The following is a 21,897-nucleotide window of genomic DNA, read 5'->3' as shown; positions in this document are numbered from 1 at the left end:
TAATGAGCTACCAAACCCAGTCTTACCAACCGCTATTAATGAACTTTGAAGAAGCGGCAGAACTAAGCAAAGCACTTGGCACGGATAGCCTATTAGGAAATGCATTAGCACGTGACATCAAACAAACTGACGCTTACATGGCAGAGGTGGGGATTGAAGTACCAGGTCACGGCGAAGGCGGTGGTTACGAGCACAACCGCCACAAGCAAAACTACATCCACATTGATCTAGCGGGTCGCCTATTCCTTATCACTGGCGAACAGAAGTACCGTGATTACATCGTGGACATGCTAACGGCTTACGCGAAGGTTTACCCGACGCTAGAGAGCAACACCAGCCGTGACTCTAACCCTCCGGGTAAGATCTTCCACCAAACTCTGAACGAGAACATGTGGATGCTATATGCGTCTTGTGCGTACAGCTGCATTTACCACACATTGGAAGAAGAGCAAAAAACACTGATCGAAAACGACCTGTTCAAACAAATGATTGAGCTGTTCGTAGTCACTTACGGTCACGACTTCGACATCGTACACAACCACGGTCTGTGGGCAGTAGCAGCAGTCGGTATCTGTGGTTACGCAATTAACGATCAAGATGCAGTAGACAAAGCGCTTTACGGCTTGAAACTGGACAAAGTTAGCGGCGGCTTCCTAGCTCAGTTAGACCAACTGTTCTCGCCAGACGGCTACTACATGGAAGGTCCTTACTACCACCGTTTCTCGCTACGTCCAATCTACCTATTCGCAGAAGCGATTGAACGTCGTCAGCCTGAGCTTGGTATTTACGAGTTCAACGACTCCGTCATCAAGACCACGTCTTACGCAGTATTTAAGACGGCATTCCCAGATGGTACTTTGCCAGCATTGAACGATTCGTCGAAGACGATTTCGATTAACGATGAAGGCGTAATCATGGCAACGTCAGTATGTTTCCACCGTTACGAGCAGTCTGAAACGCTACTTGGCATGGCAGACCACCAACAAGACGTTTGGGTTCATATCTCAGGCAAAACATTGTCTGATGCGGTTGCAGCTGCAGACAACATCAAGCCATTCAACTGGGGTAGCCTATTCGTAACAGACGGCCCAGAAGGCGAAAAAGGCGGTGTAAGCATTCTTCGTCATCGTGACGAACAAGACGACGACACCATGGCGCTTATCTGGTTTGGTCAGCACGGCTCCGATCACCAGTACCACTCAGCGCTAGACCACGGTCACTACGATGGTCTGCACCTGAGCGTGTTTAACCGCGGTCATGAAGTGCTGCACGATTACGGCTTTGGTCGCTGGGTAAACGTTGAGCCTAAATTTGGCGGTCGTTACATCCCAGAGAACAAGTCTTACTGTAAGCAGACAATCGCGCACAACACAGTTACGGTTGACCAAAAAACGCAAAACAACTTCGACACAGCGCTAGCAGAAACCAAGTTCGGTTCTAAGCACTTCTTCAAAGCTGATGATGAAAAGCTGCAAGGCATGAGCGGTCGTATTTCTGGTTACTACAACGGTGTAGACATGCAGCGCAGCATCATTCTTGCTGAATTGCCAGAATTCGAAAAACCGCTTGTGATTGATGTTTACCGCATCGAAGCAGATCAAGAGCACCAATACGACCTGCCGGTGCACTACTCTGGTCAAATCATCCGTACGGATTTTGAATACGATGTAGAAAGCACACTGCGTCCAATGGGCGAAGACAACGGTTACGAGCATCTATGGAATGTGGGTTCAGGCCAAGTTCAAGGCAGCTCGCTTGTAAGCTGGTTGCACGACAACAGCTACTACTCGCTAATCACAAGCGCAACAAACGGCGGCAAAGTGTTCTTCACTCGCACTGGCGCAAATGATCCAGACTTCAACTTGAAGAGCGAACCAGCACTGATCCTACGTCAATCTGGTCAAAACCACGTGTTTGCTTCTGTGTTAGAGACACACGGTTACTTCAACGAGTCTATCGAAGCATCGGTTGGCGCTCGTGGTCTAGTAGAGTCAGTAACCGTCGTTGGCAACAACGAAGTGGGTACCGTGATTCGTCTGCAAACCACCACAGGCAACGCTTACCACTTCGCTATCTGCAACCTAGACGAAGACAAGCAAAACGCGGCACATCGCGTTGAGTTCGACGGTGTGACTTACACTTGGGAAGGCGCATTCGCACAAATTTAATCTTTAGATAGTCACTAAAAATTAATGTAAAAATCGGGAACTAATTCAAAGCCGGACGTCATGTTCGGCTTTTTTTGATTGTTTACATGACTCTACATGAGCTTATCAATTAGCGTTTAATCATAGTAAAACCGTTAATAACTCTTAGGAAAAACAAACATAACTTAACCTTACGCCTTATCAAAGACACCACTTATAGATATAGAACTCTTCTGAGATTTAATTAACACTTTTACTATTTAACTTATGACTAAACTACTCCCCAACAACACTAAAATGATATTGTATTACAAATATTGGATGGTGTAAGAGACGTACTACTGTGTTTATAAAATCAACTAAATTGCTTCTAATAAGCTTCTCTGGGCTTGGATTAATAGGGTGTGGAGGAAATACCTCCCCTACAAGCCAAGATGATAAACCAAATATTCCACACCAAGAGCATGTAGCACCATACTCAATAGCAAAATTTCAAAACATATTGAGTAATTCAGATTTACAAGTATCAGATCCCAATGGGGAGGAGGGAAACAAAAACAGTGACGTCAAAAATGGAGCATTCTCGGATTATAAGAGTGGCCACTTTTACGCAGAAAATGATTCCAATTACCTTGTCTTTAAAATGTCGAACTACAAAATGCGCTCAGAAGTTCGTGAGCGAGAAAACTTTAACATTTCAGAACAAGGCGTCTTTAGAACTTTGTATGCAGATGTTCGATTACCAGAGATTAACCTTGCAATGGCTAGCTCCCCTGCAAACCACGATGAAGTCACTTTCCTGCAAATTCATAACAAAGGCACAGATACTTCTGGTATAGGTGCTATCCCACACCCTTTGTTACGAATCGTTTGGGAACAAGAACGAAACAGTATCACTGGTCATTACTGGGCGGTAGTAAAGAACAATGCCATAGATTGCAGTCTACCTTCTAGCGCATCAGATTGTTATGCAACATCATACAATCGTTATGATTTAGGAAAAGCCGATCTCAACGCATTCACGCGATTCGAAGTAAAAATCGGAGAAAACACATTAACCATTAAAGTGAACGATGAGCAAAAGGTAAATGTAGATGTATCCTACTGGCAGCACCTCCTGAGCTACTTTAAAGCCGGAGTTTATAACCAGTTTGAAAACGGTGAAGCAAAGGTACAATTTAAGCAGTTAGGACTAACCAAAACTGACCATACTGATTCAATAGCTTGGAATATTGACGATTGGAAATTAACCATTCCTGCAAGCAAAAATGATTGGTATGGTTTTGGCGGTGACAGCGCGGCTGAATTAGAGCCTGAGCGTTGTAATTCAAGTAAAGATCTTCTGTCTAACGAAGAGAGCGTTTACCAACGCGAGATTGATTTATCATACTTCAATGTTATTGACGGTAGCATGCATTTCCGCGCCGATATGGGTTACGGCACGTCAACGGCCAACTCCAGTTACATCCGTTCAGAATTGCGAGAGCTCTACATCAGTACTAACTCCCCGGATTGCAGCACCAGCGATGAAGAGACAAGTTGGTATATTGAAGATAGTCGCACCGGTGCAACTTCGCATACGCTAAACGCAACACTAAGAATTAACGAATACCCTAAAATCGACGGTCAATTACCAAAAGTCGTGGTAGGCCAGATACATGGTTGGAAAATCAGCCAAGCACTCGTGAAGTTACTTTGGGAAGGTGACAATAAGCCAGTCCGAGTTATTCTGAACGATAACTACAAACTTGATAACAACAAAGACTGTACTGATTGCAACGCATTCAGCGTTAAGCTTGGTACCTACGCGGTAAACGAAGACTGGCAATATACGATCCGTGCCGATAAGGAAGGACTGTTTTTAGCCACCTACGATGCAGATGGCAGTAATATGGTCTCGCACACACTGAAGTGGGGAGAAGCATACTCAGACACCGCTAGCAACAAGTCCTATACTCTTACTGAAAGATGGGCGTCGCCTGATATTGCGTTTTACTTCAAAGCCGGAATTTACCCTCAGTTTAAACCTGATAATGCATATCGAGGAGAAATCTTTGATGTGAGCTTTAGTGCTTTGAGCACTCTTCATCAATAGTCATTTCAATCTCTTAGCAATAGGCTTGCTACTTTGCTCTAAAGCAACGAACAAAGCTCATACTGCCGCCACGGGAAATTTATTTTCTCGTGGCCTCTTCTTTTAGAACACCACAATTCAACTCGCTTCACGCATAGTGTTTCCTTCTACGATAAATATATAAATCAACCTCCACTTAGGCAGCTTAAAAACAGCTTCTATAGTTTCGTGAGATATTTATCTACCCTAACGCTGAGTTATTTTAAATTTAACCAATTAAACTACTCTAATATACATTAGCACTTAAAAATAAACATTGTCAGAAGATAAAAGCAATCAATAATTATTACCTATCTATGGTGATAAATTTTTAAATTAATTTATCTATGTCAATTAAAATAATATTTGAGCTGTTTTATTCTTCTATAGAAAAAAAGCCCTCAGCTACAAAGCTGAGGGCAAAGGACTTCAATCAACTAAAAGTGATAGAACTAGCCTTGGTACTTACCAAAAGATTGTTTTAATTTATAGAAAGTAGCTTGTGCGTAATCATCTGGATTACCGTACATATTCTGGTTATAGACACCGGCTTTAAAGTACATATATCTGCCACCTTCGTCATAGCCACTGTCACTCATATCTACGACTTGAACAACATCATCTTTACCATCACGTTTTACCGTAACTGTCATTGTGTTGCCTTTCACATCAATGATGTAGCTGAATTTTTCACCTAGCGCGATGCCATCGTCACCGATTTCACCAGTCATATCACCCACTAAGCTGTAGTAATCCTCTGTTCCAGTTTTGGTTTTTTCGTGAGCAAAGTAAACTGTACCTGTTGGTTGGTCTGGTAGCTTACGATAATAAAGACGAATTGGCTCATCATCTTTGTCATGAATCTGGCCGATAATAAAGCGGCCAACTTCATGCGACTGACCAGTTGTGGTTGCGTGGTCAATCTTCAGAGTCGCTTCAAGCGTACCGTCTACACCACCCGCTTCTTTTTGATCTTCAACTGGTGCAGAACTGAATACCCAGTTATTAGGATTTACACCTTTTGTGCTGTAAGACTTATCACCAGCACGAAGCATGGTACGTAACTCAGTTCGCGCGTATTTAGTGTTTTCAGAAGTTCGAGCGCCTTTCACATAGCTCTTGAATACCATTCCGCCATCATCTGCTGTGTAGAATATATCAGAGTGTTGGAAGCCGTTAGCCAAGTCCCACTCATCAATATCATCAGCACGACCATCTTTGTCATGGTCGAAAGGTGTCGTCAGTTTCCAACGTGTTAAGTCAAAGTTTTCACCCGGTGCATTTGTAGCGAGTGGCTCTTTCGGTAACGTAGGGTAAGGCATCGCTTTAGAAAGATCACACGTCACAGTCGTTTCACAAGGACGGACGATTGGTGCTCCAAAGTCGCCTTTACGATTCTTTTTGAGTAAATCCTTTTGTGCCTTTTGCTCCGCTTTCATTTGCGCAATCATAGCCGCTTCAACGTTAACGACGTCATCAGTAATGATGTGACTTGCCGGACAGGCATTAATTCCGCAATTAACTGCAGCTAACTCAGTAACTGAGTTCCATTGGTTTTTGCTATTACCGTGGCCAACGTAACGAACATAGCGTGCTTTTACTGCAGGCTCAAACTGGAAGCGCTCTAAGCCAAGTGCGCGACCAGAGCTTTGCGCACCCTCAATAACCGTCACCCAGTTTTCACCATCAGTACTAAACTGAACATCAAATTTGCTGACGCGTTCGTTACCTTTGCTGAACGAGGCTTGAATTGCGTCGAACTCATAAACCGAGCCGTAATCCAACATCGCCCACTCACCATCACCATTTGCTGACCAACGTGTCATAATATCTTGGTCAAACAACTGCTCTGGAACATTACCATCATGACTACTCGCCGTTATCGTAACGGGAGTCAGAATATCAGCACCAGTTTCTTGGTTGTTTGGAAATGGATCTACCATGGTCGTCGTACTATTACAGCCCACAGCAAGTAAAATAGAAGAAGCTAACAAGCTTTTGAAGAAAATATGCTTCATGTAATCTAACACCTACAATATAAAAATGAATTAACAGCTCTTTTGCTGTAACAACAATTAGGCAATAACACTCGGGTTAAAAGCTGTATTTAAGGCCAAGGCGTGTTCTCAATTGGCGGTCATCCGTGGTTGAACCATCCTTACCTTTGACATTCCACAATTCAAAGTAAGGACGGAAATCTCCCATTTGGTAACCAACAATTAAGCCAGCATCCCACTCAGAATCTTTCCAATCAGATAAACGCACTTCGTCATAGTTTTTGTTGTAGTTGATCTCATAGCTCAGCTTGACGTTATCAAGGTACTCGTTATCAAACTGACGCATATCGTAAGAGCCTGTCAGTGTCCACTTACCTTGTTCAACTGTTTTCCCAGCAACGCTTACCGAAGTACCATCCGTTAGTGTTTTGTTACCTGCACCATCTGAATAAACTTGAAATTCGTGTCGGTAACGTAAAGCGGTACTTAAGCCAAAAGAGGATTTGTAACCAACACGAACTTGTGGTTTATAAGTGGTTTTTTCGTCATCATCACCAAAAGTAATAGGCATCCCTGGTTGGATAAACCATTGTTTATTTATTTGGTAGCGAACTCCCCAATCAAACTCAGAATCACCAGCAACGAGTTGATCCCAAAAATGCGAGTTGTCGTAACTATGGAATTTTTGTTCAACACCAAAGTTCAGTTTGGTCTGATCGTTAATTTTAGAACTACCACTAATTTTGATACGTTGGGCATAAGTTTCACTCTCATGCTTATATTCTGCGCGATAGTCTAAAGTTGCTGCGGAAACCGCTCCCGCCATTAATGTGGAAGCAACGAATAGGGACATTGTTGTAACTGCTTTCATGATTATATCTCTCTGTATATATTTTTTGGGATACCACTTAAATCCCTGGACCTGATTCAACACTATTGAATTAATGTATGACAAATACTAGTTAATTCATCATGAGAGTTCTGTGATATTAATCATGTAAGTGCCCCTCAACTGACAATTTGTATTATTATATATTCAAAAGTGTTAGCTATGTCTGATTCTAAAACGACCTTTGTAGACATCACTTACAGAGAAATGTTTTAACTCGTTTCATATGATAAAGAAGAAGATTAAAAAATATAAAAAACAGTAAATTCAATGATTTAAAATCAAAAATCTTGATGTGAAATCAAATTTCTTTCCTAAATCACCTTTAGTTTTTGCTGTTTCTCTATAAAGAAAGCCCTCAACCTCATAAACGTTCAGCTCTTATTGATGTTGATATTCAACTATTTTGTGTGACTTATTCATCACTTCAGTGAGCAATCATTGTATCTAGTGTGAGTCGGATCATTCTATTGATAAAACCATCTAGATGACAGAAACTATTTGTCTAACAATATTACATAAATAAAAACACATAGAAGTGAGTACCTACCATGCAAGTAACAAAAATTGCAGCAGCAATTGCTATTTCCACAGGTTTGTTAACCGGATGTAACACTGATTTAAGGGATGCACCATCGGCTCCCCCACCAACAGAAACTGAGTCTGAGTTGAGCCAAGGTATGTGGGATATTTCAACACCAGCCACTGTGGCGAAATCCGATGATGAGCACGACCTGCCAAACGTCTATGTCTTTGAAGACGGTACGCAAAAGTATTATAACGATGATGATAACTTCGGTACTTACACAATCTACACTTCAACTTATACCGAAGATAAAGATACAGAGACGCTTACATTCAACCTTTATGACGAGAGCGATCTAGGTAACCCTACCGAGTTAACAGGGACTTATGAAGTTTCAAACGGCATGTTAACCATCTCAGGAACAAATGACGGAAACTTCACCGGTAACGATGAATCAGAAAACGATGCGGTGAAAGATGCAGTTGCAGCGGCAAATAATGACGCTGGCGATAACAACGTCGTACAAATTTTGGATACCAATAAAGGTGGAACAGAAGAAGACACCGGTGAGTTACGAATCAAGCTGTCTGATTCAACGAGTGTTTCAGAAATTTCAACAGGCCGACTAACTGTAGATCTAACTTACCAGCATCATGAAGAAACAGAACAGGAAGCCGACGGTTCTGGTGACAATGCTTACATCTCATTTTATGCAGCAAAAACCTCGAATTCCAACTTGCATGGCGAAGTGGCATTTGAAAACGGCAAAATCAAATACCGCGATGCAAGTGGAAACTTGACGGAAACAGGCGACACGTTTGAGTTAGGTGAAAACCTCGCGATAGAAGTCAGTTGGATAGAAAACTTCTTCTCTTTTTCGGTTAACGGTAAACAAATAGGTGAAATGTTACCTGTCGCTGATGGCACCGCTGTAACCTATGTATCACTGAGACTAGGTGATAATGGCAACACTACAAACTTTGAATTAAATGCAGACAACTTGAAGATTTACTCTAGTGATTCGGGCTCTGAAGTGTTGGTTCTAGAAGAGGATTTTGACAACTACATTCCAGGCTTAGACCTTGCGACAATTTACAATAGTGCATCAAGCGAAGCGGTTGTCATTTCAGACGGAAGTTCTAATCCTGATAAACCGTCAGAAGACGTGAGTGAAAACTTTGACTCATACCCAGTAGGAACAAATATCAGTTCAGCAAACTCTAGTTGGAAAGAATACAATACGGTTGCTGATGACTCCTCCACCTTGACCTCCGTGGCTGTAGTAAGTGATGACGTATCAAAGAGCGGCACTAACTCTCTGCTAATATCCGACACAGATACGACCAACAAACCATACGTTACGCGCGAGTTTTCAAACGGAGCAACATCAAACGGTAGCGTGTCATTCGATGTTTACATTCCGTCAGACAACGAAAAAACTACATACATTAATGTTGGCTCAGGTAAAAACAACTCAGATCGTTACTACGAATTGAGAATTTCGGGCAGTGGTAAAGTTGAAGCCGAAGCAGGATCAGATGACGTAGAAATAGGCACTATTACGACTGACGCTTGGAGCTCAATGTCCCTAGCTTGGGATGGTGATGAGATTAACGTTTCTATTAATGGAAAAACGGTTGATGCGCCAAGTCAGTCCGAAACAGGCTTAGACGCAACGAATACACCATCACAACTGACTATTTATGTAGGGGACACAAGTGGTGCTTCAACAAAAGCATATTTCGATAACATCGATTCAAAGCAACTCTAGTGTTATTTTGTAGCACTTGATACTAGGCCAGGCTTTCGAGCCTGGCTTTATTTTTTTACCTCTTCAGAAGAACAAAATTCAACACAATACTCTAAATTCAAGCCAGTCCCAGTGATTGCTTGCTCTATCTTGTTTCTTACCTTTTAAAGAATTCCACTGAAAACAAAAGCCTCATCAAATCGATGAGGCTTAAGTAGAAATCGAGTAGCTCTTAGCTTTCTATTAGTTTCAATTTTGATTTAGCTTGAGCTTAGAAAATGTCACGCTGTTATAGTCACCGTTTTTCTTGTCGACTGAAAAATCACCGGTGCCCGCACATCCTGTACCCCACACAGGGTGAGACTCACTGACGCTACATTGACCATAAGCTCCTGCTTTAAAATAGAACATGTCTTCTGCGTAGCCATGCTCAAAGTCCTTACTATCAATCCCCTTACTGAGATCTATGGAATAAGTCACTGTCTCGTGGCGTTCTGTTTCAAACGTCAAGTTCATCATAGTTCCTTGAACTTCTATCTTGTAGCTGAACTCTTCACCAAGAGCGATACCTGCTTGGCCTGGTTCTTCAAGGTTATCCCAAGTATTTCCCCATACTGGATATGCAATATCAATACGATTTGGATCTTCCTTCGCTAGGTTACGCTCGTAGTTCCAAAATACAGAGCCCATTTTGTGTTCTGGGAATTTTTTATAGAAGATTTTAATGGGTTCATTTCCATGTCCATAACCTTTACCCTCTTTTATTTTTGCATCAATTTTTTTCGCGTGGATTTGACCGACAACAACAGAATGAGCAGGCCCTTTCTCTGGAAATTTGGCGTGTTCAGAAACATGGTTCACTTTCAAGGTCGCTTCCAACGTTCCACCTACACGACTGTGTTTAGCAGCCTGAGGGTTGCTCGATAAAGCCCAATGGTTTGCTAAATCATCGGTTTGAATAGAAAAGTCAGCGCCACGAGGCATTTCACGTAGTTCAGAGCGTGCATTCTTCGAGTTTTTTGTCGTTACCGCTTTATTCTGCACTTCAAACACCAAGTTGCCTTCTTCGTTCAAGAAGAAGAAATCTTTGTGTGAATAACTCAGCATCGCCACACCCTCGATTTCGTCCACTTTTCCGTCTTCATTGATATCGGAAGGAATAGTGATCTTCCAGTTTCGCATATCAAATTTATCGGCAGGGACTGGATAATCAACGCCATTATTTAAATCAGAAGCGATAGCAAGAGTTGGTAAGGTAACAGCCATTGCGGCTACGAGTAGATTGAGTTTCATGTTCAAACCTTATTATATGTAATATTGTCATACATATAATAAGGTTTGCAAAGGAATGATTCGAGGAAAGAAGTTATGATGTGCTCTATTGATCACAATTTATAAACTCGATAAACGCCAAAATGATAAGCTAGACATACTCCTCTTTAGTCCATAGCATCTACGAATATTTTCGACCTAATCCGAAAGTCATAGGATCAATCGTACATTAGCTTGTCTGCCTTATTAATATCGAAACCTTTCAGAGACTTACGTGCTAAATGCCTAAATGGCCATGCCTTAACAATTTCTTCAAACGGCATGATTGCAAACACCCAAAACACTGAAAGGTCCAAGTATAAAATCATCAAAGCACATAACGGTATTGAGATTACCCACTGACCGGTAAAGTTAATCTTAAACACCTCCGTTGTTTTACCTAACGCTCTCAAAATATGACCATGAACGGTGTTATAGCCACGTACTATCGGTAGCAGTATGTAAAGTGGAGCAATCGCGGATAACGCTTTGTAAGTACTCGGGTCTAAGTCGGGATACAAATCAGGAAGAACGAAACTAAGTGCAAAAAAGAAAAATGCTGAAACGAACGAGATCATCACGGCCATATCAATACTAATATCGACATTGTTACGCAGCTCATCCATTTTTCTTGATCCAATTGCTTGGCTAATCGTGATTGCCGATGAATGCGCCCAAGCAGTAATGAACTGAGTACCCGCTTTGATCCAAGGCATCACGATAGTCATAGCGACATAAGCATTTAAGGTCAGTTGCGAGTACAGCAACATGTATATCGTTGCGCCAGTTTGTAACATTGTGACGTTCGCCGCGACGGGGAAAATCTCTTTAAAATGCTTATGTATATTGCTTTTCAATGACGCATCAAGCTTCTTAATAGACAAGATGATAGAATCATCAAGCTTAATGCACATGGTTAAATATAACAGCCGAATACTAATAGCAACCAAACTACCCGCCGCGGCGCCTTGAACGCCAATACCTTCAAAATTAGTCAGGCCGTGAATCAGAACATAAGACATCGCCACGTTGACTGGCAATTCAATCAAATAGCCTTTAAATGGAACTTTGGTCCGTCCAAGCGCATTGAACACCGCAATCATAACCTGAGTAATGGCATTGAATATGACGATGAACTTAGCAATTGCAAGGTAGCATTTTGTCTCCGCATAGAGATCAACGTTATCCGTCAACTTACTGATTAACGCTTCATCAAAGACAGTAATCAACAGCCAGAATAAGGATGCGACTAGAACGTTGATAACTAAAGCTGCCCAGAAACCTTTATTTAACGATAGATAATGACCAGAGCCTACGGCACGGCTAAGTACCAATTGAGACCCATTTGCTAGAGCCATTTGGATACCTAAAACAAAAGAAACTATTGTTGTAGCAATCCCCATAGCAGCAAGTGAAACTTCACCTAATGGCGTAACAAGCAGCGTATCAATCATAAGCATTGATTGCATCAACAAAGCATTAAGAGCAAGCGGCCAAGCAAGAGATAAGTTTTTCTTTATATATGGTTGGGAAAACATTAGTAAACCTTTGTAATGAGGTTAAACGTTTAAACTAAAGAGCTCTGTCATTAGGCAAAGTTCATGACAAAAAGAAACGACAGAAAACTCTTTTTAGTCAATAAAATGTACGCAAGCTCTTAACTATTCACGGCGTCGGAAAGCCTCTGATTCTCATCATTTAACAGCGTTTGAGAGGCTAAACGAGCTTGAAATGAGTTTCCGACCATAATTGCATCATAAATTGCACGGTGCTCATTAAGGCAGAACCTCCCTCCTTCAACTGACTTGTCAATAAACACCTTAAATATGGTCGAAAGTATATTGCTGAAGGGAACGTAGAAGTGATTATCGGTACAAAGGAATATCGTTTGATGAAACAAATGATCGTTAGCAATCCACTCATCATAATCGTGACATCGTGCTGCCATCGTCATTCTTTGAAATACAATTGACAACAGCTTTCTTTGCTCAGCATTGGCATTTTGGGCTGCCAGCGCACACGCCTCTGGTTCTATGGCTTTACGCAATCCTAAAAACTGAGATAGAAACGGCTTAGTATCTTCTAAATCTTGGATCCACTCTAAGAGTTGAGGATCAAGAAAATGCCAATAATTTCTTGGTAGTACCGTAGTTCCAACTTTTGGTTTAGAGATAATTAAGCCTTTAGCAGACAGCAACTTCGTCGACTCTCGTAGTGCTGTCCGACTAACACCAAACAACTTACACAGCTCTATTTCACTCGGGAGTTTCTCATTTTGACTTAATTCTCCTGACAATATTTTGCGAGAAATCTGTCTTGCTACTTGTACATGTATCTTGTGATTTGAATTCCCGAGAAGTGAAAACTCTGCCATCTATATTCCTCATTGCCAACAGCCTAAACGACTTGTTTAACTAATAATTAGAAAAGGCCAAATGAAACACGCTTTGAAGGCGGAGACTTTCTGTGTAAATGTAAAGCACTGTTATTTAGCGTCTAAAATCTAACGATCTTATGAATATGATTTTTACTCGCGAGGTATATTGGCCAAACTCAATATTGAATGGTCGAGTAGTAACATCATGCACACCGATCTTTAGTATATAATAATACAATATCACTTTATTTAACAAGAAACCTGATCTTCTATTCAAATTGTGTGCTGTGTATTGAAAATCAGTGAGTACAATAAGTAGGCGCGACTAGAGTTAACTAACATATTGAGCTAACAAATAAATAAGGAATGATGTAAGAATCGGTGGCCTCATCTGTTATACGCTAAGTATCATAATCATGAAGGCTTCATAAAGCAGTCGGAGATTCAAAATGGATTTGTGAAGACAGCTGTTATTACGTAAACATCTTCTTGGTGAGCTACACTTTGGATGATATAGTCCAAGCTTAAATAATACAATTTTAACGATAAGTGATTTTATGTCTGGTGAATTTCATTCTATCTCCGGTTCCAAGCGCAGCTTACATGTGCAAGTAGCTCGCGAAATTGCTCGTAGCATTTTGTCAGGCAAGATCCCTCAAGGGTCCATTCTTCCAGGAGAAATGTCCCTGTGTGAACAGTTTGGTATCAGTCGCACAGCTTTGCGTGAAGCCGTAAAACTTTTAACATCAAAAGGTTTACTCGAGTCACGTCCAAAAGTTGGTACTCGAGTCATCAACCGAGCGTACTGGAACTTTTTAGACCCACAATTAATTGAATGGATGGACGGTCTAACAGAGATAGATCAGTTCTGTCATCAATTTTTGGGGTTACGACGCGCGATAGAGCCTGAAGCTTGTGCACTCGCAGCGAAAAATGCCACTGCGGAACAGCGAATTCAGCTATCAGAAGCATTCCAAGATATGTTGGAAGTCGCTAAAGCAGACGAACTGGACAAAGCGCGCTGGATGGATGTAGATATTCGTTTCCATAGCATTATTTTTAACTCAACCGGAAACGACTTTTTCTTACCGTTTGGGCATGTTCTGACTACAATGTTCATTAACTTTATTGCTCACTCATCTGAGGAAGGCAATACGTGCATCGAAGAACATCGTGAGATTTATGAAGCAATAATGGCAGGCAATGCTGAAAAAGCACGTCAAGCTTCGGCTAACCACTTGTTGGAGTCAAAACATCGCTTACCTGAAGCCAGTTAAGCTTAGGGCTTGGGCGATCTAATAACTAGGCAAAAGCACGCATCTCGCGTGCTTTTTTAATTTCGTTTCCTCCATTCTTTATGGCACACCATCAACATTTTGATATATAGTAATACAAATGTATTTTGAGAATGTTGTGTTATGACCGACTCGCTACTGCCAAATATCATACAGTTTATCAGCCAGATTGATCCGTTTGACAAGGTACCTAAAGGTGCACTTCGCGAGCTTGCTTCATCTGTTAAGATCACTTATTTAAGCAAGGGGGATGTTGTTGATCAGTATTCTTCTAAGAACGAAAAGTCACTTTATATTATTAGAACTGGCTCTATCGAACAGCGTAAATCTGATGGCATATTGAGAGCTAAACTTGGTCCGGAAGATTTGTTTGGCTTCACTTTTCTTGGTAACGAAGTCGAAAGCGGAAAAGAATACAAAGCAATTGCAATCGAAAATTCATTAGTTTATGTAATTCCAAATGCTGCGCTGAAAAAGTTGTGCACTTCTCATCCTGAATGTGCTGAACATTTTGCATCACAAGCTCAAGTACGGCTAAAGTCAGCATTAGATGTCGTGTGGTCTAACAAAGAAAAAGGGTTGTTTATTCGGCGTGTAGAGGAAGTTGCTAGTGGTCGAGTTGCAATTGTAACCGCTGAGCAATCCATTCAGTCAGTCGCCAACGAGATGATCGATAAGTGCTCTCCCTGCGCTGTCGTTTATCGTGATAATAAAATAGTTGGACTGATTACCGACCGAGATATGACAAAGCGAGTCATCGCCAAAGGATTAAGCATCTCAACACCAGTCGTCGAAGTCATGTCGCCTGATCCTAAAACAATTCATCCTGACGATTTAGTTCTACACGCAGCCTCCATTATGATGCAGTACAACATAAGAAATTTACCCCTAGTCAGAGACAATAACGTCGTTGGCGTTTTGACAACAACGCACTTGGTTCAAAACCATCGAGTCCAAGCTATATTTTTAATTGAAAAGATCAAATATGCTGGCAGTGTCAAAGCTTTGTCTAGTTTTACGTCCGAGCGCCAAGCTATTTTTGAAGCATTAGTCGAAGGACGGGTTTCACCAGAAATCATTGGTAAAGTGATGACCATGATTATGGATGCGTACACTCGTAGGTTAATACAAATAGCCATTGATAAGTTGGGAACACCTCCCTGTGACTTCTCTTGGATTGTGGCAGGATCTCATGCTCGCCAAGAAGTACATATGCTGTCAGATCAAGATAGCGCCATCGTATTAGATGATTCGGCAACAGATAACGACCGTATCTACTTCAAACATTTAGCAATGATAGTAAGTAATGGCCTGAGTAAATGTAACTATCCATTGTGTCCAGGGAAATTTATGGCAGCGACCCCTAAATGGTGCCAGCCTCTCTCTGTTTGGAAAAAGTACTATAAGAAATGGGTGGCAAATCCTGAATACGAGCGCCTCCTCAATATCAGTGTCTTTTTAGAAATCCGAACCGTTTATGGAAACAAAGACTTTGAACAGATACTTCGCGATGAGCTTCACTCTAACATCAACGCTAATAGAGAATTCCTTACGATGTTAGTTAACGATGCGGTGAAAACAAACCCACCGCTAGGAATATTCAATAGCCTAGTGTTACAAAAATCGGGAGAGAACAAGAAAACGCTCGACGTAAAAAAATACGCGATTAATCTAATCATTGATCTTGCAAGGATTTATGGTCTTGCAGTTGAATGTGACCTCACTGCAACTGATGAGCGTTTTAAAGCAGCCAACGAAAAAGGGCTGCTCAGCCATGACGCGTACAAAAATATAATAAACGCATATCAATTCATCTTGTCGTTTCGATTTGCCCATCAATTAGAAGCACTAAAAAGTGGAGATGAGCCAAATAACCACATTGACCCCAATACGTTCGGTAGTTTTGAACGTCAACATTTAAAAGACGCGTTCCGCATCATTGCAGATCTACAAGAAGTCGCCAAACTCCGTTTTGGGAGCCGATAATGAAGCGCTTACTTGAGTACTTTCATCCATTGACACGAAAAAATCGTCAGAGACAAAAGCACTCTAAAAAGAAGCACATCCCTCTTTATCTTAAAAAGCTGCTTCGCTCGCCAAATCTGGACATAAATCAACGAGCTTTTGACACTGAGTTCATCGTTCTTGATCTTGAAACAACTGGCTTAGACAGTGAGGAAGAAGTCATTCTTTCCATGGGCTGGGTAGAGATTCGACAAAGCCATATTGACTTAGCAACAAGCCAACACCTTTATGTACATAGCGACTCAAAAATCAAGCCCGAAACCATAGTTGTTAACCATATTACCCAACAAATGCTGACTGATGGAATCTCTATTCATGAAGCAATGCGGACATTCTTTAAAGCAGCAGAAAACAAAGTTATTGTTGCGCACGGATGTATAGTCGAAACTAGCTTTATTAATCAATATTTACAGCGAGTTTTCAACATAAAAGAGTTGCCGCTCATTTGGATAGACACCTTGCGAATAGAAAAAAGGTTACAAAGAGCTATCAATGCTTCCGATGAATCAGATGTGACTCTAGCAGCGACAAGGGAACGTTACGGGTTACCCGCTTACAACGGCCATAATGCACTTGCAGATGCAATTGCAACTGCAGAGTTACTATTAGTTCAACAAACCCGTATCGCACCTCAGACAAAAGCGACAGTCGGGCCCCTTTACCGACTTAGCCTGTAATCATCCAGATCACAGGCCTATTTGCTAAACATGTTCTCTGTCACAATTTGGTATCATCAGCATTTACCTTAATTGATAATACAATATCATTAATGGGGTCGGCGTTAGCAAAATGCAGCGAATAGCCATTGTCACTTGCCAACATCAGAGCGAGTGTAAACTGATTAGTTGCTCCATATCATAACTACATTTTAGAGAGCTTAGCATTGCATGTGCGCAATGATTGTCGAAGATCTAGCAGCGTTACATAAACAACCGAATTCAGGTGATGTCCCCTCGAACGTCATCTGCAGTGGTTAGTAATCATGTAAAGCCGCTGTTGCGAACTTCAGCCGACAGCTCGCGGTACTAGTACCGTTTGGCCCATGCAGTACAGGCTTGCATGGGCTTTTTTTTAACAATCCTACATCAATCGATGTTATATCCCTCTGCCAGATATGCATAAATCCGCGTCCATTCTTATTAGAGGACTTAAGATTCTTTATAAGTATATTCATAGAACCCATACCTAAACTCGACACTTTTAGCAGCTTCAGAGAAAAGCAATATCTGACACCGATCACTTGTATGATTAATTAAAGGGTTTATTACGCCTTACCGGTCACGGTTTTGAGTTATTGTACTACAAATAAGAGGAGCGAACGTTACTATTACTTAGGACAATAAACTACTTCAAAGGTCTAAAGATGGAACTCAATACTCTCATTGTGGGCATCTATTTTCTATTCTTAATCGCAATAGGTTGGATGTTCAGAACTTTTACTAGTACTACAAGCGACTACTTCCGAGGTGGCGGCAACATGCTTTGGTGGATGGTTGGAGCAACGGCGTTTATGACTCAATTCTCTGCTTGGACATTTACTGGCGCCGCTGGTAAAGCCTACAATGACGGTTTTGCTGTCGCTATTATTTTCCTTGCAAACGCGTTTGGTTACTTCATGAACTTCGCTTACTTTGCACCGAAATTTCGTCAGTTACGCGTCGTAACTGTCATAGAAGCCATTCGTATGCGTTTTGGTACAACAAACGAACAAGTATTTACTTGGTCTTCGATGCCAAACAGTGTTGTCTCTGCAGGTGTATGGCTTAACGCCCTCGCTATTATAGCTTCAGGTATTTTTGGTTTTGATATGACAGCAACCATCTGGATTACCGGTTTAGTTGTACTTGCGATGTCGGTAACTGGCGGCTCTTGGGCGGTTATCGCCTCCGATTTCATGCAAATGGTCATCATCATGGCGGTAACGATCACATGTGCAGCCGTTGCTATTGTTCAAGGTGGTGGAGTTACTGAAATTATCTCTAACTTCCCAGTCGCAGAAAGTGGCAGCTTTGTTGCAGGTAACAACCTGAACTACTTAAGCATCTTTAGTATTTGGGCGTTCTTTATCTTCGTTAAGCAGTTCTCTATTACAAACAATATGTTGAACTCTTACCGTTACCTAGCTGCAAAAGACTCTAAAAATGCAAAAAAAGCAGCTTTGCTAGCATGTGTATTGATGTTGGGTGGAGTTTTCATTTGGTTCATGCCTTCTTGGTATATTGCAGGCCAAGGTGTTGATTTAGCGGCAGCTTATCCAGATGCTGGTAACAAAGCAGGCGACTTCGCGTACCTATACTTCGTTCAAGAATACATGCCAGCAGGTATGGTTGGACTTCTGGTCGCTGCAATGTTTGCTGCTACGATGTCCTCTATGGACTCTGGTCTTAACCGCAATTCAGGTATTTTCGTAAAGAACTTTTATGAACCGATCGTTCGTAAAGGCCAAGCATCAGAGAAAGAGCTAGTCGCAGTTTCTAAAGCAACATCGGCGGTATTTGGCGTTGCAATTATTCTAATCGCGCAGTTTATAAACTCTCTAAAAGGTCTGAGTCTATTCGACACTATGATGTACGTTGGTGCGCTCATCGGGTTCCCAATGACAATTCCAGCGTTTTTAGGCTTCTTTATCAAGAAAACTCCAGACTGGGCCGGTTGGGGAACTCTAGTCGTGGGTGGCATCGTTTCCTACCTTGTTGGGTTTGTTATCACAGCTGATATGGTGTCATCGGCGTTTGGCCTTGAGGAGTTGACTAGCCGAGAATGGTCTGATGTGAAAGTAGCAATAGGTCTAATCGGACACATGACGCTAACTGGTGGCTTCTTCATGTTGTCGACTCTATTCTACAAGCCTCTAACTGACAAACGCCAAGCAGATGTCGATAAGTTCTTTGAAAACCTATCAACGCCTCTTGTAGCGGAATCAGTGGCACAGAGAAAACTCGATAACAAGCAACGTCAAATGCTGGGTAAACTTATCGCGGTCGCAGGTATAGGTGTCATGTTTATGGCTCTGCTACCTAACCCAGTATGGGGGCGCTTAGTGTTTATTCTATGTGGTGCCATCGTCGGAGGTGTTGGTCTACTACTTGTAAAAGCTGTGGATTCAAGCGCTGAACAAGCCTCTGAACCTGTGACAGAAAGTTAAATCTCTTATTCTAATAAACGCGGCTATTCTTTGGCCGCGTTTTTTAATTCTAAGTTCCCAGTACGAACACTTCCCCCTTTTACGAAGACATATCATCTTGTCTAGGGTTATCGAATTGCAGCTTTATTTTGTCATTCGATAAGGCTAAACCAGAACGTGATAATCTGATCGAGTTAAAAGTGCAGCCTACCTTGCTTAAGTAAACGCCCCAAAGCCATCCAAATATCTGATGAAGTAAAGATCTCGGCTCGTATACTTTGTTACCGCTTCGTGATTTAGACTCGCTAGTCCTTTACATCACCACCTAGTCTACAAGCCAAACTATTCCCGCTGAACAAACCATCTCGGGATTACTTAGGTACACTATTTTCTCTTTTTGCAGATGGCACAACAACCGCTACCAATAAAGCTAACAACAGGAACACGGGGCTAAGCATTAATCCATGCCAGATTGAATACCCATCATGGAACAGCCAGAATATACCAAGCGTCAGTAGGTACGAAAAGTAGCTGCAAAACACCAAGCTAATCGCGACAAAGCGCTTTTGATTAATAATAAGAATCCGCACTAGATACTGGCTAAGAATACCAGAGCAGCGCATGGCAAGTTGCCAATTAATGATAAAGAAAGCAAGCGCAATAAACCCAGCTACGACCAGTGCATCATGCGTGCTTAAAATGAAGTAGCTACCAAATCGGCTTATGATGACCGGATAATCGCCTTCGTATATCGTTGACCAAGATATTGCGTTCGCTGCTGCTACGTAATTGGCAAAATAAGCAATGGCGTAGAAAGTCGTTTGAGAACTGAACGGCTGAAATACATCCGTACAAAATCCTCGCCACTCTTCTTTGTTGGCGGTAGGCCCAACCCAGTCACGTTTTTTTTGAGCGGTACGCCCGGCAAACGCAGGCCCGTTGCGAAACAACAGCCAAAATATATAGAGTGCAAGTATAACCAAGAGTATTGAAAACATACCCTTCCCCCTCATAAATTATCGGCGCCACTGCCAATGGCGTTGGGGTCGTAAACTGCACTTCCCTGCTATACCTATTTGATTTATCAAAGACTTATTATTTTATTACCACCAAAATTCATTTAATGGCATGCTAAACAGCAACATTTTCACGCTTTGTGCGTGAAGTTCGAAAGCCTACTTTTAGGTTTAGCACAAAAATAACTACAGCAAAGCGTAAGAGAGGGATTCCGCACCCATCAATGAAGATGAGGCGTTAAGCAGAAGCTGCGACCGCAATGAGAAGAGAAGGATTCAAAGCGGTCATGCATGGGCGAGAAGAGCAACTATTTCTCTAACTTTTCTTCAAATACACCAATCTCTCTGCCCAACCAAATCGCGCGTTCTGTGTGATCGAGCAACTCTTCTTCGCTTACTGGGTGAATAAGCACAGAAAAATCGCCTCGAATCGTATCAAGCCACGCCAAGAACTCTTCACTCAATGATTCTAGGTGAATTTCAAACATCGGCATCTTGTGTGGGCCAACTAACCTTCCAACTAATGGAAACACACGCAGCACATCTTGACGCTCTTGACGGATGATCTCGTTCAAGGCTTGCGCTTTATCTTGTTCTCTTAGGGGAAAATAAACATGAGCGTGGTACATAACTTCTCCATAATCACTTCCGCTTGAGCACCACCTACTTTGGATAAGCTCAAGGACTGCCGAGGGTATACATTTGTAATGCCGTCACCCTACCTTGATTCCACTCAGTTGGGAAGAAGTTATGCATTCTCATAAGGTCGAGGCTTCGAGCACAACAAAAATTTGCAATTCATCATATAGCAACTGTTTGAGTTGATTCATTAATAATGACTCACTTTGTCAAATTTTACAGCCAAATTTTGTTGCAAATATGTTTCATTAGCCAGTAATTAAATTCGAGTTTAAAAATACCACCAACAAAATAGCAGCATATTACTCTGCAAAATCAGGGTGTAAGCAAAACTTTACTACTGAGCGAAAGTCAAAATGAAGCATAATTTAACAATTTGTTTACACTTATTGTATCTGGCTATACCACGATTTAGTTAGAGGGTTAGATACAGAAAAGCCTTTCTCTGTATCTTGCGGTGAAATAGTCGCAGCGATGTTATCGACAAATAGTTTAAGGGACGAACAGATGCCTACCGCTATCGAAAGCACACGCAACCTTAGGTATGGCCTTTGCGCTGATATCAGAGTTTGAGTACCCATACAAACTCTGGTTTTGTATGAACAGCTGCAGTCCAAAAGACCCGCAGCGTCAAAAGGAGCTTGAGATGAACGTTCAGGCATTACCCATGCATCGGTTTATCGACCAT

The 21,897-nt window shown here is 41.7% G+C and carries 15 protein-coding genes; 7 read left to right on the top strand and 8 right to left on the bottom strand.

Annotated elements, in window-relative coordinates:
• Positions 1 to 2 precede the first annotated feature (2 nt).
• Both R7P67_RS03680 and R7P67_RS03675 read left to right on the top strand, forming a co-directional pair.
• Positions 3 to 2,168: a heparinase II/III family protein gene (locus R7P67_RS03680; RefSeq protein WP_258650179.1), complete on the top strand. Its 2,166-nt coding sequence runs from the start codon at positions 3 to 5 to the stop codon at positions 2,166 to 2,168.
• A gap of 322 nt (positions 2,169 to 2,490) precedes the next feature.
• The gene (locus tag R7P67_RS03675) at positions 2,491 to 4,242 is read left to right on the top strand and encodes a polysaccharide lyase family 7 protein (protein WP_318085876.1); all 1,752 of its coding nucleotides are present in this window, start codon (positions 2,491 to 2,493) and stop codon (positions 4,240 to 4,242) included.
• 470 nt (positions 4,243 to 4,712) lie between these two features.
• Here R7P67_RS03675 and R7P67_RS03670 read toward each other — a convergent pair whose 3' ends face one another.
• Both R7P67_RS03670 and R7P67_RS03665 read right to left on the bottom strand, forming a co-directional pair.
• Positions 4,713 to 6,278 (bottom strand): polysaccharide lyase family 7 protein, encoded by a 1,566-nt coding sequence (locus tag R7P67_RS03670; protein WP_213871161.1) that lies wholly within the window; start codon positions 6,276 to 6,278, stop codon positions 4,713 to 4,715.
• Positions 6,279 to 6,354: 76 nt separating this feature from the next.
• Positions 6,355 to 7,128 (bottom strand): oligogalacturonate-specific porin KdgM family protein, encoded by a 774-nt coding sequence (locus R7P67_RS03665; RefSeq protein ID WP_017634227.1) that lies wholly within the window; start codon positions 7,126 to 7,128, stop codon positions 6,355 to 6,357.
• 569 nt (positions 7,129 to 7,697) lie between these two features.
• Between R7P67_RS03665 and R7P67_RS03660 the strand changes: the two genes are divergently transcribed.
• The gene (locus R7P67_RS03660; RefSeq protein ID WP_213871162.1) at positions 7,698 to 9,443 is read left to right on the top strand and encodes a hypothetical protein; all 1,746 of its coding nucleotides are present in this window, start codon (positions 7,698 to 7,700) and stop codon (positions 9,441 to 9,443) included.
• Positions 9,444 to 9,671: 228 nt separating this feature from the next.
• Here R7P67_RS03660 and R7P67_RS03655 read toward each other — a convergent pair whose 3' ends face one another.
• From R7P67_RS03655 to R7P67_RS03645, 3 genes are all read right to left on the bottom strand, one after another.
• Entirely contained in the window at positions 9,672 to 10,715 is a 1,044-nt protein-coding gene (locus tag R7P67_RS03655) for a polysaccharide lyase family 7 protein (RefSeq protein ID WP_262653022.1), read from the bottom strand.
• Positions 10,716 to 10,912: 197 nt separating this feature from the next.
• Positions 10,913 to 12,202 carry an MATE family efflux transporter gene (locus R7P67_RS03650; RefSeq protein ID WP_372584768.1) on the bottom strand — a complete coding sequence of 430 codons (1,290 nt, stop codon included), beginning with the start codon at positions 12,200 to 12,202 and terminating at the stop codon, positions 10,913 to 10,915.
• 188 nt (positions 12,203 to 12,390) lie between these two features.
• Positions 12,391 to 13,107, bottom strand: coding sequence for a FadR/GntR family transcriptional regulator (locus R7P67_RS03645; RefSeq protein ID WP_213871164.1), 717 nt, complete (start codon positions 13,105 to 13,107; stop codon positions 12,391 to 12,393).
• A 560-nt stretch (positions 13,108 to 13,667) separates the two neighbouring features.
• Here R7P67_RS03645 and R7P67_RS03640 point away from each other — a divergent pair.
• The 4 genes from R7P67_RS03640 (at position 13,668) to R7P67_RS03625 (ending at position 19,575) form a co-directional block, all read left to right on the top strand.
• Entirely contained in the window at positions 13,668 to 14,387 is a 720-nt protein-coding gene (locus R7P67_RS03640) for a FadR/GntR family transcriptional regulator (protein ID WP_005388529.1), read from the top strand.
• 141 nt (positions 14,388 to 14,528) lie between these two features.
• Positions 14,529 to 16,391 (top strand): putative nucleotidyltransferase substrate binding domain-containing protein, encoded by a 1,863-nt coding sequence (locus R7P67_RS03635; RefSeq protein WP_262653019.1) that lies wholly within the window; start codon positions 14,529 to 14,531, stop codon positions 16,389 to 16,391.
• The gene (locus tag R7P67_RS03630; protein WP_053307763.1) at positions 16,391 to 17,107 is read left to right on the top strand and encodes a 3'-5' exonuclease; all 717 of its coding nucleotides are present in this window, start codon (positions 16,391 to 16,393) and stop codon (positions 17,105 to 17,107) included. The genes R7P67_RS03635 and R7P67_RS03630 overlap by 1 nt, the downstream gene beginning before the upstream one ends.
• Positions 17,108 to 17,793: 686 nt before the next feature.
• Positions 17,794 to 19,575 carry a sodium:solute symporter family transporter gene (locus R7P67_RS03625; RefSeq protein ID WP_031781211.1) on the top strand — a complete coding sequence of 594 codons (1,782 nt, stop codon included), beginning with the start codon at positions 17,794 to 17,796 and terminating at the stop codon, positions 19,573 to 19,575.
• A 350-nt stretch (positions 19,576 to 19,925) separates the two neighbouring features.
• On the opposite strand, the gene R7P67_RS03620 is transcribed toward R7P67_RS03625, so the two are convergent.
• From R7P67_RS03620 to R7P67_RS03610, 3 genes are all read right to left on the bottom strand, one after another.
• Positions 19,926 to 20,552, bottom strand: a complete 627-nt coding sequence (locus R7P67_RS03620; protein ID WP_154203902.1) for a hypothetical protein — start codon at positions 20,550 to 20,552, stop codon at positions 19,926 to 19,928.
• 326 nt (positions 20,553 to 20,878) lie between these two features.
• Complete coding sequence (locus R7P67_RS03615) at positions 20,879 to 21,199, bottom strand: DOPA 4,5-dioxygenase family protein (protein WP_005375836.1); 321 nt, start codon at positions 21,197 to 21,199, stop codon at positions 20,879 to 20,881.
• A 396-nt stretch (positions 21,200 to 21,595) separates the two neighbouring features.
• Complete coding sequence (locus R7P67_RS03610) at positions 21,596 to 21,790, bottom strand: hypothetical protein (protein ID WP_127891143.1); 195 nt, start codon at positions 21,788 to 21,790, stop codon at positions 21,596 to 21,598.
• Positions 21,791 to 21,897 lie beyond the last annotated feature (107 nt).

Source organism: Vibrio sp. Vb0937, assembly GCF_033338855.1.
This window is presented reverse-complemented; position numbering and strand designations above follow the sequence as displayed.

Coding starts and splice junctions, on each gene's coding strand:
- R7P67_RS03665 (WP_017634227.1), bottom strand. CDS start 7,128: ATGAAAGCAGTTACAACAATGTCCCTATTCGTTGCTTCCACATTAATG.
- R7P67_RS03625 (WP_031781211.1), top strand. CDS start 17,794: ATGGAACTCAATACTCTCATTGTGGGCATCTATTTTCTATTCTTAATC.
- R7P67_RS03680 (WP_258650179.1), top strand. CDS start 3: ATGAGCTACCAAACCCAGTCTTACCAACCGCTATTAATGAACTTTGAA.
- R7P67_RS03635 (WP_262653019.1), top strand. CDS start 14,529: ATGACCGACTCGCTACTGCCAAATATCATACAGTTTATCAGCCAGATT.
- R7P67_RS03670 (WP_213871161.1), bottom strand. CDS start 6,278: ATGAAGCATATTTTCTTCAAAAGCTTGTTAGCTTCTTCTATTTTACTT.
- R7P67_RS03640 (WP_005388529.1), top strand. CDS start 13,668: ATGTCTGGTGAATTTCATTCTATCTCCGGTTCCAAGCGCAGCTTACAT.
- R7P67_RS03645 (WP_213871164.1), bottom strand. CDS start 13,107: ATGGCAGAGTTTTCACTTCTCGGGAATTCAAATCACAAGATACATGTA.
- R7P67_RS03610 (WP_127891143.1), bottom strand. CDS start 21,790: ATGGGTACTCAAACTCTGATATCAGCGCAAAGGCCATACCTAAGGTTG.
- R7P67_RS03620 (WP_154203902.1), bottom strand. CDS start 20,552: ATGTTTTCAATACTCTTGGTTATACTTGCACTCTATATATTTTGGCTG.
- R7P67_RS03655 (WP_262653022.1), bottom strand. CDS start 10,715: ATGAAACTCAATCTACTCGTAGCCGCAATGGCTGTTACCTTACCAACT.
- R7P67_RS03660 (WP_213871162.1), top strand. CDS start 7,698: ATGCAAGTAACAAAAATTGCAGCAGCAATTGCTATTTCCACAGGTTTG.
- R7P67_RS03650 (WP_372584768.1), bottom strand. CDS start 12,202: ATGCAATCAATGCTTATGATTGATACGCTGCTTGTTACGCCATTAGGT.
- R7P67_RS03615 (WP_005375836.1), bottom strand. CDS start 21,199: ATGTACCACGCTCATGTTTATTTTCCCCTAAGAGAACAAGATAAAGCG.
- R7P67_RS03630 (WP_053307763.1), top strand. CDS start 16,391: ATGAAGCGCTTACTTGAGTACTTTCATCCATTGACACGAAAAAATCGT.